The organism is Bradyrhizobium lablabi, from assembly GCF_018129385.1.
GTDB classification, from domain to species: domain Bacteria; phylum Pseudomonadota; class Alphaproteobacteria; order Rhizobiales; family Xanthobacteraceae; genus Bradyrhizobium; species Bradyrhizobium lablabi_C.
In genome coordinates this window covers 346,249-360,788 of the sequence record NZ_JAFCLN010000002.1, presented here as the reverse complement: position 1 = coordinate 360,788, position 14,540 = coordinate 346,249, and the positions used below count along the sequence as shown (strand labels likewise).

General features: G+C 63.5%; 13 protein-coding genes and 1 tRNA gene. 5 read left to right on the top strand and 9 right to left on the bottom strand.

Annotation, left to right across the window (positions count from 1 at the left end; all coding sequences use genetic code 11):
* The first annotated feature begins 41 nt into the window (after positions 1-41).
* Positions 42-422: a hypothetical protein gene (locus JQ628_RS05240; protein ID WP_212220305.1), complete on the top strand. Its 381-nt coding sequence runs from the start codon at positions 42-44 to the stop codon at positions 420-422.
* Between the two features lie 299 nt (positions 423-721).
* On the opposite strand, the gene JQ628_RS05235 is transcribed toward JQ628_RS05240, so the two are convergent.
* The 5 genes from JQ628_RS05235 to JQ628_RS05215 all read right to left on the bottom strand — a co-directional run bounded on the left by JQ628_RS05235 (position 722) and on the right by JQ628_RS05215 (position 6,592).
* On the bottom strand, positions 722-877 hold the full coding sequence (locus JQ628_RS05235) for a hypothetical protein (RefSeq protein WP_212220302.1): 156 nt from the start codon (positions 875-877) through the stop codon (positions 722-724).
* A 231-nt stretch (positions 878-1,108) separates the two neighbouring features.
* A complete protein-coding gene (locus JQ628_RS05230) occupies positions 1,109-2,713 on the bottom strand; it encodes a sulfite reductase subunit alpha (RefSeq protein ID WP_212220299.1) in 1,605 nt (534 codons plus the stop codon).
* Positions 2,710-4,503 (bottom strand): NirA family protein, encoded by a 1,794-nt coding sequence (locus JQ628_RS05225; RefSeq protein ID WP_212220296.1) that lies wholly within the window; start codon positions 4,501-4,503, stop codon positions 2,710-2,712. The genes JQ628_RS05230 and JQ628_RS05225 overlap by 4 nt, the downstream gene beginning before the upstream one ends.
* 335 nt (positions 4,504-4,838) lie before the next feature.
* Positions 4,839-6,005: a CmpA/NrtA family ABC transporter substrate-binding protein gene (locus JQ628_RS05220; protein WP_212220293.1), complete on the bottom strand. Its 1,167-nt coding sequence runs from the start codon at positions 6,003-6,005 to the stop codon at positions 4,839-4,841.
* The gene (locus JQ628_RS05215; protein WP_212220289.1) at positions 6,002-6,592 is read right to left on the bottom strand and encodes an ANTAR domain-containing response regulator; all 591 of its coding nucleotides are present in this window, start codon (positions 6,590-6,592) and stop codon (positions 6,002-6,004) included. The genes JQ628_RS05220 and JQ628_RS05215 overlap by 4 nt, the downstream gene beginning before the upstream one ends.
* A gap of 114 nt (positions 6,593-6,706) precedes the next feature.
* Here JQ628_RS05215 and rimO point away from each other — a divergent pair, with 114 nt between their 5' ends.
* Positions 6,707-8,032: a 30S ribosomal protein S12 methylthiotransferase RimO gene (gene rimO / locus JQ628_RS05210; protein ID WP_212220286.1), complete on the top strand. Its 1,326-nt coding sequence runs from the start codon at positions 6,707-6,709 to the stop codon at positions 8,030-8,032.
* A gap of 13 nt (positions 8,033-8,045) precedes the next feature.
* Here rimO and JQ628_RS05205 read toward each other — a convergent pair whose 3' ends face one another.
* On the bottom strand, positions 8,046-9,002 hold the full coding sequence (locus JQ628_RS05205; protein ID WP_212220281.1) for a hypothetical protein: 957 nt from the start codon (positions 9,000-9,002) through the stop codon (positions 8,046-8,048).
* A gap of 321 nt (positions 9,003-9,323) precedes the next feature.
* Here JQ628_RS05205 and JQ628_RS05200 point away from each other — a divergent pair, with 321 nt between their 5' ends.
* Complete coding sequence (locus JQ628_RS05200) at positions 9,324-10,520, top strand: acetylornithine transaminase (RefSeq protein WP_212220278.1); 1,197 nt, start codon at positions 9,324-9,326, stop codon at positions 10,518-10,520.
* Between the two features lie 29 nt (positions 10,521-10,549).
* Positions 10,550-10,626 (top strand) — tRNA-Arg (locus JQ628_RS05195).
* Positions 10,627-10,674: 48 nt separating this feature from the next.
* Here JQ628_RS05195 and JQ628_RS05190 read toward each other — a convergent pair.
* The 3 genes from JQ628_RS05190 to pcsA all read right to left on the bottom strand — a co-directional run bounded on the left by JQ628_RS05190 (position 10,675) and on the right by pcsA (position 13,199).
* Positions 10,675-11,649 carry a quinone oxidoreductase family protein gene (locus tag JQ628_RS05190; protein WP_212220276.1) on the bottom strand — a complete coding sequence of 325 codons (975 nt, stop codon included), beginning with the start codon at positions 11,647-11,649 and terminating at the stop codon, positions 10,675-10,677.
* A gap of 90 nt (positions 11,650-11,739) precedes the next feature.
* Positions 11,740-12,468 carry a TerC family protein gene (locus JQ628_RS05185; RefSeq protein ID WP_212220273.1) on the bottom strand — a complete coding sequence of 243 codons (729 nt, stop codon included), beginning with the start codon at positions 12,466-12,468 and terminating at the stop codon, positions 11,740-11,742.
* A complete protein-coding gene (pcsA, locus tag JQ628_RS05180) occupies positions 12,465-13,199 on the bottom strand; it encodes a phosphatidylcholine synthase (RefSeq protein WP_212220270.1) in 735 nt (244 codons plus the stop codon). The genes JQ628_RS05185 and pcsA overlap by 4 nt, the downstream gene beginning before the upstream one ends.
* A gap of 126 nt (positions 13,200-13,325) precedes the next feature.
* Here pcsA and JQ628_RS05175 point away from each other — a divergent pair, with 126 nt between their 5' ends.
* A complete protein-coding gene (locus JQ628_RS05175; protein WP_212220267.1) occupies positions 13,326-14,510 on the top strand; it encodes a UbiH/UbiF family hydroxylase in 1,185 nt (394 codons plus the stop codon).
* Positions 14,511-14,540: the final 30 nt, after the last annotated feature.

Genomic DNA, 14,540 nt, shown 5'->3' with positions numbered 1-14,540 from the left:
AGGACCTTAACGTCCCTCACAGGAAAATCGGGTACGAAAGCATGTTGCGCACTTCAGCCGCTCTGATTGTTTCAGCCGTCATCACCGCCGCATTGCCGACGGCGGCTTCCGCCTATTGCCAGGGCTGCTACGTGCCGCCTCCCCAGCCCTGCGTCACCTGCTACCAGATGCAGACCGTGCCGCCGCAATACCGCACCGTGCAGGAGACGGTGATGGTCTCGCCCGGCCGCGTCGTCGCACACCGCACGCCTGCGCAGTATCGCACGGTGATGGTGCCGCAGACGGTCATGGTGGCGCCGGAGGGCGTCGCCTATCAGCGCATCCCGCCGCAATACGCCACCCAGCAACGCGTCGAAATGGTCTCGCCCGGCTATTCCTATTACACGGCGGTGGCGCCGAGCTGCGCGACCTGCGGCTACTGACATCTGTTTGATTGATTTTGTTTGAGGCCGTTGCCGGTTCACGCCGGCGGCGGCCTTGCTTTTTGAGCCGATGCAGCGCCACGCGGGCTAACTTACCGTCTCAGTGCCCGAGCCGGTAGCGCCGGATTTCCATCAATCGCGTCAGGCAGTACAGCCGGTACAGATTGCTGATGATGGTCCACATGATCGAACCCCGTCGTTGATCACGCTGTGGACGCTAGGCCGGTCCGGTTTCAGGGTTCTTTCGCAGGCCAAGGGAAATGGTTTCAGCCCCGTTTCATCCCGCTGGGATACCAACTTCAGAACGGATGAAACGAGAGCGTGCCGAACACCACGGCGGCGATGACCGCAAAGGCGCTGTAGAGCGCAATGGTGTGAATGCGGGCCTCGGTCGTCCGCCGGGACAAGGAGCGTGCATGAAAGTGCAGGCGGGCTTCCGCCGATAGTTGGCGCATTGATGATCTCCAACGCAGCATGGGCTGCATATGGAATATCGTTCTTGCGCACTGCAAGATGGTCACGAAAATAGTGATGCCAACACTCTCGTGACCCCGGCGTGAGAGCAAAAATTCTCCTCGCCGGATTCAGCCGAGAATTTTATTCGGCCGGATTTGGTCCAGATTGGACCGATTCAGAGCATGATCCGGAAAAGTGGGTACCGGTTTTCCGTAGAGATCATGCTCAAACTAATACACATCCTGCTGGAACCGCCCGTTTTTCTTGAGTTCCGCAACGAAGCTGATGGCCTCATCGGTCGACCGCGCGCCGAACTGCGCGACGATATCGACCAGCGCGCGCTCGACGTCCTTGGCCATGCGCTTGGCATCGCCGCAAATGTAGACATGCGCGCCTTCGGCGAGCCACGTCCACATCTCGCGGCCGACCTCACGCATGCGATCCTGCACGTAGAATTTTTTCTCACCATCGCGTGACCATGCGAGCGACAGGCGCGTCAACAATCCTGACGTCTTCATGCCGTTGAGCTCGTCGCGATAGAAGAAGTCGCACTCGCTGCGTTGATGGCCGAAAAACAGCCAGTTCTTGCCCGGCGCGCCGGTCGCGCGGCGGTCGAGCAGGAAGGCTCGGAACGGTGCGATGCCGGTGCCGGGACCGACCATGATGATCGGCGTCTTCGGATCCGGCGGCAGTGCAAAGCCGTGCGCCTTCTGCACATAGACTTTCAGCTCATCGCCGGGATTGATCCGCTCGGCAAGGAAGGTCGAGGCAAGGCCGAGCCGCTTGCGCTTGTTGATGACATAGCGCACGCAATCGACCGTCAGCGACAGTTTGCCCGGCGTTGCATTGTGCGAGGACGAGATCGAATAGAGCCGTGGCTGTAGCGGCTCCAGCGCTTCGATAAAGGCTTCGGGGTGCGGCCGCACTTTCGAGAATTTTTGCAGCACCGCCATCACGTCGAGGGTCGCGGCATCGCCATCGGGATCCTCGCCCTGCGCCAGCGCACGCGCCTTTTCCCGCAAGGCCCCTCCGGTGAGATAGGAGATCAGCTCGAACAGCGAATCCGGCGCGGGCGACAGCGAGACATCTTCCAGCAGCACCTCGCGCAGCGTCTTGCCCCTCACCTCCGTCGTGTGGGACGCGCCGAGCAGCGCGATGATCTGGTCGACGAGGCCAAGATCGTTGCGGGCAAAGATGCCGAAGGAATCGCCGACGACATAGTCGAGGCCGCAGCCCGACAGGTCGAACTCGATGTGCCAGGTCTCTTTCTCCGATCCCTTGCCGTTGAGCAACCGCCGCGACAGGAATTTTGCCGGCGCGGGATTGTCGCGCGAGCGGCCCGGCTCCGCGATTGCGGCCGCGGCTGCCGCAGGTGTAGCCGAGGGCGTCGATGCGGGCGCGGCCGGCGCCTTGTCGATTTCCTCGTAGAGCGACTTCAGCATCCGCGCGGTTTCCTTGCCGCCGGGGACGCAAAGGTTGAGCCGCGCTTCGGTCTTGCCGGCGATCGCCTCGGAATAATCGTGGCAATTGTAGCCGCACTGCCCGCAATCCTGCTGCGCCATCGCCGCCATCATGCGCCGGCGCAACGGGCGGCCCTCGGCGAGCTTCATGCGCTCAGTGATCGGCATGGTCTGGTCATGCCAGGGCGCTTCGCCATCGTCGCCGTCACCGGCGGCGCCGGGCATGAGGGCCGCGCCCTGCTCCGCTGAAAGCGGCGTCGGTGCATCCGACAGCAGGCCAGCAAAAAAGCCGTTCAGCCAGGAGCGCTGCGCTTCCGAGAACGGCGCGCTGGAGGGGATGATCTCGATCTTCGGCGGAGGCGTGATCTGGTTCATGCGGATACCTCGGCATCGGCGAGCTTGCGCAGCGTCTCGCCGTCGTGGCGGCGCACGAATGAAAGGAAGGTCTCTTCAGGTGAACCGCGGTGCGAGAGGTAAGCCTTCAAGAGTTTCTCGACCGTCTTCGGCGCATCCTCGGCCTTGAGGTCGTGATAGACCTCTTGCCCGACATCGGCGTTGGGCCCGAAGCCGCCGCCGGCGAAGAGATGATAGCCCTCGACCGGGTCGTCATCCTCGCCGCCCCCGGATGGCACCTTGGCTGCGATCAGGCCGATATCGCTGATGTAGTGCTGCGCGCAGGAATGGTGGCAGCCGGTCAGATGGATGTTGATGGGCGTATCCATATTGACGCGCGGCTCGCACCAGTCGCCGATGCGCGCCGCATGCAGCTTGGTGTTGGAGGCCGCAAACCGGCAGCCGGCATTGCCGGTGCAGGCGATCAGCCCGGCGCGGATTTGCGAGGCCTCGACTGCCAGTCCGATCTTCTGGACCGCGGCGACCGCGAGTTCGACGTTCTCGTCGCGCACGCCCGAAATCAGCAGGTTCTGCCAGACGGTCAGGCGGATCTCGCCATCGCCCAGATCCTGCGCGATCTTCGCCAAGCCGCGCATCTGCTCGCAGGTCACCTTGCCCAGTGGCAGCGAGATGCCGATCCAGTTGAACCCGGCCTGCTTCTGCTTGTGCACGCCGATGTGTGCCATGCGGTCGAATTCCGGCCGCTGCGCCATGGCTTCCGCCGGCACGCGCGTGAACGGTTTTCCAAGCCGCTGCTCGACCAATTCAAGGAATTTGTCGTGGCCCATGCCGTCCAGCACATATTTCAGTCGCGCCTTGTTGCGGTTGGTGCGGTCGCCCGTTTCGATGAAGACGCGGACGATTGCGTCCGACACCTTTGTCGCATCGGCCGGCTTGACGATGATGTCGCCGTACCTGGCGAAGTCGCGGTGGCCGGTGATGCCGCCAAGCCCCAGGCGAAACCATACGCCGGGTTCGACGCCAAAACCGTCCCTGACCTCGACGGCCGAAAACGCGATGTCGTTGGTGTCTTCCAGCACCGCGATCTTGCCGGCGCCGTCGAAGGCGACGTTGAATTTTCGCGGCAGGCCGTAGAGCGAACGGTCGTTGAGGATGTGGTAGTGCCATTCGCGGGCATATTCGCGGGTGTCGAGCAGTTCCTGCGGATCGATCCCGGCGGTCGGCGTGCCCGTGACGTTGCGGATGTTGTCGGCGCCCGAGCCGCGCGAGCACAGGCCGAGATCCTGAATGCCTTCGATCAGCGCCACCGCATTCTTCGGCGGAATCTCGCGCACCTGAAGGTTGGCGCGGGTCGTGACGTGCGCATACGGGCCGCACAATTGCTCGGCAAGATCGGCCATGCCGGCAAGCTGCCAGTGCTTCATGATGCCGTTCGGAATCCGCAAGCGGCACATGTAGGAATCCTGCGCCGGCGCGACGTAGAAAATACCGAAATAGCGCCAGCGGAAATTATCCGCGGGCGATGGCGGCGCATTGTCGAGCGCCTGCTGCTTCAGCCGCGGATAGGCATCGAACGGATGTTCGTCGCGCTTGAACTTTTCCTGGTCGACGAGCTTTTTGCCCGACGCGATGACCTTGTCCTGCGCCCTGATGTGCGCGGCTTCCGGTCCCGTCGGCTCGGCCTTCGTTGCGCCGGCAGCCCCGCCACCGAGGCCGCGCCCGACCCGGCTGATCTGCAAGCCGGTGGTAAAGCCTTCCAGATAGCGCTTCTGCTCGTCGGTAAAGTCGACTGAGAGCGTTTCGATTTTCATGAGGCGACGAAGCTCCTGCGGCCACGATTGGTGGTTCAACGGAATGGATCGACCGCTCGGAGTTCGGCTCGGCATCGGTGCCGGGCTGTTCTCCTGAAACGGTCCGATCAGCTTCGTTGCTGCGGAAATCCATCTTGGACGTGAGGCCAGCAGGCATCTGCGACGGCTGGCTGCACTGCAACATTCAAGGAGCGTGCCAGCTTGAGTCGGACAAAATATCTATTTGTTTCAGTGGCTTGAGAAATTGGCCGCGGAACAGTGAATTCGACTTCACCGCTAATTTCAGGCAGCGCGCCTAAAATTTAGTCGCCGCCATAGGACTGCATAATTTTGCTTCAGTCGCTTTGGCGCCCGATCCTGAACGCCGCAAGATGGCCCGCGATGTCGGCGGGATTGAACGCCGGGCCGGCAAACGCCCCAATGGGGTCAGGAGCCTCCACAGGCTCTCCAGCGCGGCCGGCGACAGCGTCGTAGAGATCCGGCCGGAAGACGGCCATCGCGGTCTTCAGCGCATCCGCGCTCATCGGCGTCTGCCCCCACCGCACCATCTGCGCATAGAGCCAGGCGGCTTGCGCGGGGTCGGGTCTGTCGGCGCCCTCACGCCCGACCAGCAGATAGCGGCTGCTCTCCCGGAAAGTGCCGTCCGGCGAGATCTTCAGGCGGCCGTCGAGCGTGCGCTGGATCACCTCGGCGGCGACACCGATGCGATCCTGCTGTGCGAGGATTTCCGCCGCCTCGGTGCGGTTTTCCGGCTGCTCGATGAAGTCGGCTGCGCGGATATGGGCGCGCACCAGCGCAGCCAATACGTCCGGATTCTTCTCGGCCCAGTTCTGCCGCACCGCCAGCACCTTCTCGACGGCGCGCACGAGGATATCGGACACGAAGTGCAGGATGTGCCCAATTCCGAGATCGACTGCGATCGAATTCCAGGGCGCGCCGACGCAGAAGGCGTCGACATGGCCGTTCTTGATGCTTTCCACCATGTAGGGTGGCGGCAGCACGACCATCCGCACATCCTCGTCCGGATCGACCCCGCCGGCAGCCATCCAGAACCGCAGTTGATAATTGTGGGTGGAGAACGGAAAGGTCATGCCGAAGGTCAGCGGCTCGGCTCCCGTCTTGCGCCGCCTTTCGACCACGCGCGCCAGCGCCTGCGCGGTCGCCATCGGATCAAGGCGGTCGCCCTGAATTTCCTCCATGATTGCAGCGTGCAAGGCCGGCGTCACCGTAATCGCGTTGCCATTGAGGCCGAGATTGAACGCGGCTGTTATCGGAACCTTGACATGACCCAATCCAAGGCTGGATGCGATCGCGACCGGAGCCAGCAGATGCGCTGCGTCGAACAGGCCGATGTTGAGCTTGTCGCGAACGTTCGACCACGACACCTCGCGGACCAGCGTCACGTCGAGGCCCTCGTCCCTGACAAATCCCTTGTCCACGGCGACGATCAGGGCGGCGGCGTCGCACAATGGAATGAACCCGATTCGCAGCGGTGTCGTCATTTCAGGATCTCCGATGCGGTCAGGATCGACTGGGCGATCTCGCCGATCTTCTTTTTCTCGCGCATCGCGGTGGAACGGAGCAGCACATAGGCCTCGTCCTCGGTGAGGCCCTTCAGCTTCATCAGGATGCCCTTGGCGCGGTCGATCACCTTGCGCTCCTCGAGCGCGGATTTGGTGCGGTCGAGCTCGTCCTGGAGTTTGGCGAAGGCGTTGAAGCGGGAAACGCAGAGATCGAGGATCGGCTTGATGCGTTCCTTCTTCAGCCCGTCGACGATGTAGGCGGAGACACCTGCATCGACGGAAGCCTGGATCGAGGCGGCATCGCTCTGGTCGACGAACATCGCGATCGGCCGGCGCACGGCGCGGCTGACCTGGAACATTTGTTCCAGCACGTCGCGGCTGGGGTTTTCGAGATCGATCAGGATGATGTCGGGGTCGAGCGCGTAGATGCGCGCCAGCAGGCTCTGCATCTCGCTGATATGGACGACGCCGGTATAGCCTGCCTCCCGCAGCCCCTCTTCCAGGATCGCGGCACGGATCGGGCTTTCGTCAACAATGACGATCTTTGGAGAAGCTTCGGCGCTCATATTCACTCGACGGACCCGGCACGGTATCCATAGCATGCCGAAAGCGCCCGCAAAGCCTTGTAATTGTGAGCAATTGGGACTAGCTCCTGCGCATCAATCAGGCAGATTTGGAAAATGCAACAGGCCGCCGCGCCCAAAATCAGCTTTGTCTCGTTGGGGTGCCCCAAGGCCCTTGTGGATTCCGAGCGCATCATCACGCGCCTGCGCGCGGAGGGCTACGAGCTGGCGCGCAAGCATGACGGCGCCGACATCGTCATCGTCAATACCTGCGGCTTCCTTGACAGCGCAAAAAAGGAATCGCTCGGCGCGATCGGCGAGGCCATGGCCGAGAACGGCAAGGTGATCGTCACCGGCTGCATGGGCGCCGAGCCCGAGCAGATCGAGGCCGCCTATCCCGGCGTGCTCTCGATCACGGGACCGCAGCAATATGAGAGCGTGCTGGAGGCCGTGCACCGTGCGCTGCCGCCGCTGCACAATCCCCACATCGATCTGGTGCCGCCGCAGGGCGTCAAGCTGACGCCGCGCCACTACGCTTACTTGAAGATTTCCGAAGGCTGCAACAACCGCTGTAGTTTTTGCATCATCCCGAAACTGCGCGGCGATCTGGTGTCGCGGCCGGCGAGCGATGTCCTGCGCGAGGCCGAGGGGCTGGTCGGCGCCGGCGTGAAGGAACTGCTCGTCATCTCGCAGGACACCTCGGCCTATGGCGTCGACGTGAAATATGCCGCGAGCCCGTGGAAGGACCGCGAGGTCCGCGCAAAGTTCTATGATCTCGCCAAGGAGCTCGGCGAACTCGGCGCCTGGGTGCGCCTGCAATATGTCTATCCCTACCCGCATGTCGACGAGGTGATCGGCCTGATGAACGAGGGCAAGGTGCTGCCCTATCTCGACATTCCCTTCCAGCACGCGAGCCCGGACGTGCTCAAAGCGATGAAGCGTCCGGCGGCGCAGGAAAAGACGCTGGCGCGGATCAAGGCTTGGCGCGAGCAATGCCCTGAGCTGACGCTGCGCTCGACCTTCATCGTCGGCTTCCCCGGCGAGACCGATTCCGATTTCGCCTATCTGCTCGACTGGCTGGAAGAAGCCGAGATCGACCGCCTCGGCTGCTTCAAATACGAGCCCGTCGCCGGCGCGGCGTCGAACGCGATCGAAGGTGCCGTGCCCGACGAGGTCAAGCAGGAGCGCTGGAATGCGCTGATGGCGCGCCAGCAAAAAATTTCGGCACGACGGCTGAAGCGCAAGGTCGGTACGCGCCAGCAGGTGATCATCGATGAGGTCGGGCCGACCGTGTCGAAAGGTCGGTCAAAGGCCGACGCGCCGGAGATCGACGGCGCGGTCTACGTCTCGAGCCGCCGTCCGCTGAAGGTCGGCGAGATCGTCACGGCGAAGATCGAGCGCGCCGACCAGTACGACCTGCACGGCAGCGTCGCCGGATTCTGACCGGCGCTGTCAGTCAGGAATTGACCAGCCAGGCCGGCACCCATCGCTCCGGCCGCGGCGCGCGCAAGAGATCGGCCTTCGCCTCGGAAATATCGGCGGGTGCTTCGCCAAAGGTCGGGCGCGTGTCGTAATCGAACGACGGCAGGATGCAGCCGGACGCGTTCATCCCGAGCACCATCTGATGCCACAGGCCGAGTTCGGGTTTTGCGCGCCACATCTCGTCGCGTAGGGCGCGCAGCACGGGCTCGATCGCAGCCGCTTCTTCGATCGGCTGTCGGCCGCGGCGTAGCACGCGCGCCTGATACTGTGCGCCAGAGATGGCGACCTCGAAGATTGTGCGACCCCACGGATCTTTGCCGGCCGGCTTGTGCGCCGTCAGTTTTGCCGCAAGCTCGGCCATGGCCGGATGGCCTTCCCAATACGCCTCGCGCTCCCTGCACCATTTTCCCATCCAGCCGGCGAAATCCGGCAATCCGTCCGGCATCTGTGTCAGAGGCTCCAGATCGTCCACGCCAAGCCGTTCGCGCAGCCAGTCCGCCAATTCGTCGGTGGCGTCCTCGGCGTCTTCGTGCGGCGTGAAATCAGTCCATACCTGGTTCGTCTCGAACCACAACAGTGCAATCCTGGCCAGCCAGCCTTCGAGCGAAGGCGCGATGATTTCGTGCTGCCCTTCGGAGCCCAGCACCACGATCGGAGCTTTGGCCGCCTCATGGCCTGCGCCGTACCAGGCGCCGACAACCGATCCTTCCGGCAACCGCGCAAACAGCGCGAACTTGTCGCGCAGCGGGCTGCCATCGACAATTGGAGCCCTGTCGGAAAAATCTCCGACAAGATTGAAGCATCCAACGTTGCCCCATGGGCAGCCTTCGAGCCCTTCGGCGAAATCCAGCAGCAAGGATGGTGCGTCATTGCCGGGCGGAAATGCACGGCGGATGCTGTCGACGTCGACGTAGTAGGCGTTCTCGGACAAGGCGGGAAATCCGTAGCTGATTGCGCGGTGCCGACCTTGGTCGGGCAACTCGCCGAAAGGGTTCATGGGGCGACCGGCTTGACATGGCCAACGGTTCGGCTGTATGAGCGCGCCCTATGACATTCAACCGGACCATCCGCCGCGCCGCCGACCGCCGTCGTACCCACGACGATGTGGGCGCGCGCCATGTCCGACGACTACGCTGAACAACTAGATCAGCTAGGTTTTCGAGAAGGCCGCACCCGAAAGGTGCGGCCTTCTTGCGTTTCGGCCTGCCCTTTCATCCCAAAACCCCAAGAGAAAATCGAAGAGGAGACCGACATGACCTACGCTTCCCATCCGTTCGACGCGCTGATGGACATCACCGCGCGCCCGAAAGCCGTGTTCGTGCGCGGCAAGGGCAGCTATCTCTGGGATGAGAGCGGCAAGCGCTATCTCGACTTCATGCAGGGCTGGGCGGTGAACTCCCTCGGCCATTCGCCTGACGTTATTGCGGACGCGCTGGCGGCGCAGTCGGCGCTGCTGCTCACCCCGAGCCCGGCCTTTTACAACGGGCCGAGCCTGAAGCTTGCAAAGGCGCTGATCGAGCGGAGCTGCTTCGACCAGGTGTTCTTCGCCAACTCCGGCGCGGAAGCCAATGAAGGCGCGATCAAGCTCGCCCGGAAATACGGCTCGCTGTACAAGAACGGCGCGCACGAGATCATCACCTTCGAGGGCGGCTTTCACGGCCGCACGCTCGCGACCATGTCGGCCTCGGGCAAGAAGGCGTTCGAGCCGCTGTTCGAGCCAAAAGTCCCCGGCTTTCGCAAGGCAAAGCTCAACGACATCGAGTCGGTGAAGGCGCTGATCACGAGAAGCACCGTTGCCGTGATGCTGGAGCCGATCCAGGGCGAAGCCGGCGTGTGGCCTGCAACCGACGAATTCTTGCGGCAGTTGCGCGCATTGACCAGGGCGCACGGCTTGCTGCTGATCTTCGACGAGATCCAGACCGGCGTCGGCCGAACCGGCAAGCTTTTCCACTACGAGCACGCCGGAATCGAACCCGACATCATGACGCTCGGCAAAGGCATCGGCGGCGGCGTGCCGCTGGCGGTGCTGCTGGCGACCGAGAACGCCTCCTGCTTCGAACATGGCGACCAGGGCGGCACGTTCAACGGCAATCCGCTGATGTGCGCGGCCGGGCTTGCGGTGCTCGAAACCGTCAGCCGGCCGGAGTTTTTGAAGGCAACCACGGATGCCGGGCTGTTTGTCGAAAGCGAGTTGCAGAAGCTGTCGGCGCGGCACGGCCTCGGCGACGTCCGCGGACGCGGCCTGTTGTTGGCGCTTGATCTGAAGCTGCCGATCGGTCCCTCGATCGTCGCGCAGGCCTTTGCCGAGGGCGTGCTGATCAACTCGCCGCAACCCGACGCGCTGCGCTTCATGCCGGCGCTCAACGTCACGCGGGAGGAGATATCGCTGATGATCGGGTGCCTGGATGCGGTCCTGACCAAGGCCGGCGCGGCACGACAGGTGGCGTAGACAGGCCGGATCGCAGCCGATGATGGCAAGGTCCCGTAGCTCAATTGGATAGAGCGCCGCGCTACGGACGCGAAGGTTCGAGGTTCGAGTCCTCGCGGGACCGCCACTTTGCTGGGCCGACTTGTCCAGCAAAGTGTTTGCGACTATTGCGCCCCTACGGCCGCAAGATCGCGGCCCCCGTCGTCGCCCTGCTCTCAAGATCGGTATGCGCCTTCGCTGCATCCTTCAGCGCATAGGCGTGGTTGATCGGCACATGCAGCTTGCCGTTGATCACGGCGGCGAACAGCGTGTCGGCACCCTCCAGCAATTCCTTGCGGTTGGCGACATAGTCGTTGAGCTTCGGCCGGGTCGCAAACAGCGAACCGTGATTGTTGAGCTCGGCGATCGCAAACGGCGGCACCGGCCCGGAGGCGTTGCCAAAGCTTACCCACATGCCGCGCGGCCTGATGCAGGACAACGAACCCGGGAATGTGCTCTTGCCGACGCCGTCATAGACCACGTCGCAGAGCTCGTTGCGGCTGATCTGCTTCACCCGCGCGACAAAATCCTCTTCATTGTAGTTGATGACGTGATCGCAGCCATTGGCGAGCGCAAGATCGGCCTTGGCCTTCGAACCGACGGTGCCGATCACATGCGCGCCCATCGCCCGCGCCCACTGGCACGCGAGCAGCCCGATGCCGCCCGCCGCAGCATGGATCAGCACGCGGTGGCCCTGCTCCACCTTGAACGTCTTGTGCAGGAGATACCAGACCGTCAGGCCCTTGAGCATCAGCACCGCGCCCTGCTCGTAGGTGATGTGGTCCGGCAGCTTGACCAGCTTGTCCGCCGGAATGACCCGCTCCGAGGCATAGCCGCCGAGATTGAAATAATAGGCGACGCGGTCGCCAGGATGAAAATTGGTCACGCCGGGGCCGACCGCCAGCACCTCGCCCGCCGCCTCGTTGCCGGCGATGAACGGCAGGCCCGGCGCCTTGTAGAGGCCGGTGCGGAAATACACGTCGATGAAATTGAGCCCGACGGCATGCTGGCGGATTCGCACCTCGCCCGGGCCGGGCGCCGGCACCTCGACACTCTCGTAGGTTAGGACTTCCGGTCCACCCACCTTGTGTACGCGCACGGCCTTGGTCATCTCGGTCTCCCGGGCATTTGTTTCGATGCGAAACGAATGCCATCGGCGCTGACATGTCAACCGACGGCCACCGGAACCGGTGCGAACGGCCTATTTCGCCGCTGTCCTCCTGCGGTTGCGCTTGGCCAGCACGTTGAAGAATTCGACGGCGGCCGAGAACGTGATGGCAAAGTAGATATAGCCGCGCGGGATGTGGAATTTGAATCCGTCGGCCACCAGCGCCACCCCGATCAGCACCAGGAAAGCCAGCGCCAGCATCTTGGTGGTGGGATGCTCCGCCACGAACCGCGAGACCGGACCGGACGAGACGTACATGACGATGCAGGCAATTACCACGGCCGCCACCATGATCTCGAGATCCTGCGACATGCCGATCGCCGTGATGATCGAGTCCAGCGAAAACACCATGTCGATGACGATGATCTGCATGATCACCAGAAGGAATGCGCTGGCAGGCGACCTCTCCTCACGCCCGTGCTGATGGGCATCGACTTCGGTGTGGATTTCGTGGGTCGCCTTCGCGATCAGGAACATGCCGCCGGCGATCAGGATGATGTCGCGCCACGACAGCGCAAGGTTCTTGATGGTGATGACCGGCGCCGTCAGGCCGATCAGCCACACCAAAATGCTCAAGAGCAGGATGCGGAATACCAGCGCGAGCAAGAGGCCGATCTGCCGCGCCCGCGTGGCCTGCGGCTCCGGAATCCGCGAGACGATCACCGACAGGAAAATCACGTTGTCGATGCCGAGCACGATCTCCAGCGCCGTCAATGTGAGCAGGGCCGCCCAGGCCTCGGGACTGGTCAGTAATTCCATCATGCCTTGAAGGATTTGATCAGCCGGATCGCAGCATCGCTGCCGATGATGTAGGCGCCGATGGCGCACAGCGCCACGACGATGGGAAGCCCGACGTTAAAATCGTTCAGCAGCACGAGCAGCGCCAGCAGGGCCCAGGCGGCCATCAGCCACAAGGTGAGCCAGCGCAATCGTACCACGCGAACCGGATGCAGCACGTGGATGGGAACGAAGGTCAATGCGATGAGCGCGGCAACCGCAAGCGTCGAAAGCACCGGCGGCATGTGCAGCAGGAACAGGTAGAAGGCGGCGGCATTCCACAGCGCCGGAAAGCCGCGAAAATGATTGTCTGACGCCTTCATGCGGCGGTCGGCGAAATAGAGCGCACTGGAGACCACGATGCCGATGCCGAGCACCGGCGCGGCCAGCGGCAACAGCATTCCGCTCGCCGTGATCGCATAGGCCGGCACGAACACGTAAGTGAGGAAGTCGACCACGAGGTCGAGGATGTCGCCGGACCAGTTCGGCTGTAGCCGCACCACATCCAGCCGCCGCGCGATCGGGCCGTCGAGCGCGTCGATGATGAGCGCGACGCCCAGCCAGCCGAACATGTTGGTCCAGTGCTCGCGCACGGCTTCCAGCATGGCGATCAGCGCCACGCCCGCACCGAGCGCGGTGAAGATATGCACGGAAAACGCCGCCGCCCGCATCCGCGAGGTCGCTTCAGGCAGAATGGGCTGGCTGGTTTCCATCATCGCGGCATATCAGGAATCGGAAAGCTTTGCACATCCGCGCTTGCGGCGTTCAGCCGCGTAAACCGCGGAAACTTCCGGAAAGGCTAAAGACTTGAAAAAGCCGCCGGAGGCGTCAATTGTCCCGGCATGAACGGTGTATCCGGAACCTATGACGTCGTCGTGATCGGCGGCGGCCCGGCAGGGCTTTCGGCGGCGATTGCGCTGAGTGAGTCGGGCGCCAAGACGGCCCTGCTCGCCCGACGCGCCCCCTATGCCGACAACCGCACCACGGCGCTGCTGGGAGCCTCGGTCGACCTGCTCGAACGGCTCGATGTATGGCAACGCTGCCGCGACAAGGCCGCACCGCTTCGGGTGATGCGGCTGGTCGACGATACCGGCAGGCTGATCCGCGCGCCGGAAGTCCGCTTTGTCTCCGAGGAAATCGGTCTCGAGCAGTTCGGCTTCAACATCGACAACCGGACGCTGCTGGCGGCGCTCGAGCAGCGCGCCGCCGAACTGGCAGGGTTGACCCGGCTCGACGACGAGGCGCAGGCGGTGACGCCCGACATGGAACAGGCCACCATCGTCACCGCCGGCGGCAAATCGCTGGCGGCGCGGCTCGTCGTCGGCGCCGACGGCCGGCAATCGCTCTGCCGCGAGGCGGCCGGCATCGCGGTCAGCCGGCGCGACCTCCACCAGGCCGCACTCACGTTCAACATCGGCCATACAAGGCCGCACAAGAACATCTCGACCGAATTTCACACGTCCGATGGTCCTTGCGTGTTCGTCCCCCTGCCCGGCGATCGCTCCAGCGTCGTCTGGGTAACCTCGCCCAGGGAAGCCGAACGGCTGATATCGCTCGGCGACGAAGAGCTGTCCGAGGCCATCGAAAAGCAATCGCATTCCATTTTGGGACGCGTTGCCGTCGAGCCAGGCCGGAACAAGTTTCCGCTGTCGATCGAGCAGCCCCGGCAGATTGCCCGGAACCGCGTTGCACTGGTTGGGGAGTCCGCCCATGTCGTGCCGCCAATCGGCGCACAGGGTCTGAACATGGGACTGCGCGACGCCGCTGATGTCGCCGACATCGTTCACGATGCCATTGCAGCCGGCGATGATCCGGGTTCGCAACGCTCGCTCGGCCGCTACGCTCGCGCGCGGGCCAGCGACGTCACGAGCCGCACCATGGTGATCGACATCGCCAACCGCTCCCTGCTGTCGGATTTTCTGCCCATGCAAGCTGCGCGCGCAACCGGCCTGCATCTGATCAGCTCGATCGGCCCGCTGCGGCGGCTCGCCATGCGCGAGGGGCTGGCGCCGTCCTGGCGCAGCTAGCCAGACACCGGCTAGAGCATGATCCGGAAA

Excerpts from the sequence above, each read along its gene's own strand:
- JQ628_RS05175 (WP_212220267.1), top strand. The coding sequence starts at position 13,326 with ATGAACGGTGTATCCGGAACCTATGACGTCGTCGTGATCGGCGGCGGC.
- pcsA (WP_212220270.1), bottom strand. The coding sequence starts at position 13,199 with ATGATGGAAACCAGCCAGCCCATTCTGCCTGAAGCGACCTCGCGGATG.
- JQ628_RS05185 (WP_212220273.1), bottom strand. The coding sequence starts at position 12,468 with ATGATGGAATTACTGACCAGTCCCGAGGCCTGGGCGGCCCTGCTCACA.
- JQ628_RS05200 (WP_212220278.1), top strand. The coding sequence starts at position 9,324 with ATGACCTACGCTTCCCATCCGTTCGACGCGCTGATGGACATCACCGCG.
- JQ628_RS05240 (WP_212220305.1), top strand. The coding sequence starts at position 42 with ATGTTGCGCACTTCAGCCGCTCTGATTGTTTCAGCCGTCATCACCGCC.
- JQ628_RS05225 (WP_212220296.1), bottom strand. The coding sequence starts at position 4,503 with ATGAAAATCGAAACGCTCTCAGTCGACTTTACCGACGAGCAGAAGCGC.
- JQ628_RS05235 (WP_212220302.1), bottom strand. The coding sequence starts at position 877 with ATGCGCCAACTATCGGCGGAAGCCCGCCTGCACTTTCATGCACGCTCC.
- JQ628_RS05230 (WP_212220299.1), bottom strand. The coding sequence starts at position 2,713 with ATGAACCAGATCACGCCTCCGCCGAAGATCGAGATCATCCCCTCCAGC.
- rimO (WP_212220286.1), top strand. The coding sequence starts at position 6,707 with ATGCAACAGGCCGCCGCGCCCAAAATCAGCTTTGTCTCGTTGGGGTGC.
- JQ628_RS05190 (WP_212220276.1), bottom strand. The coding sequence starts at position 11,649 with ATGACCAAGGCCGTGCGCGTACACAAGGTGGGTGGACCGGAAGTCCTA.
- JQ628_RS05215 (WP_212220289.1), bottom strand. The coding sequence starts at position 6,592 with ATGAGCGCCGAAGCTTCTCCAAAGATCGTCATTGTTGACGAAAGCCCG.
- JQ628_RS05220 (WP_212220293.1), bottom strand. The coding sequence starts at position 6,005 with ATGACGACACCGCTGCGAATCGGGTTCATTCCATTGTGCGACGCCGCC.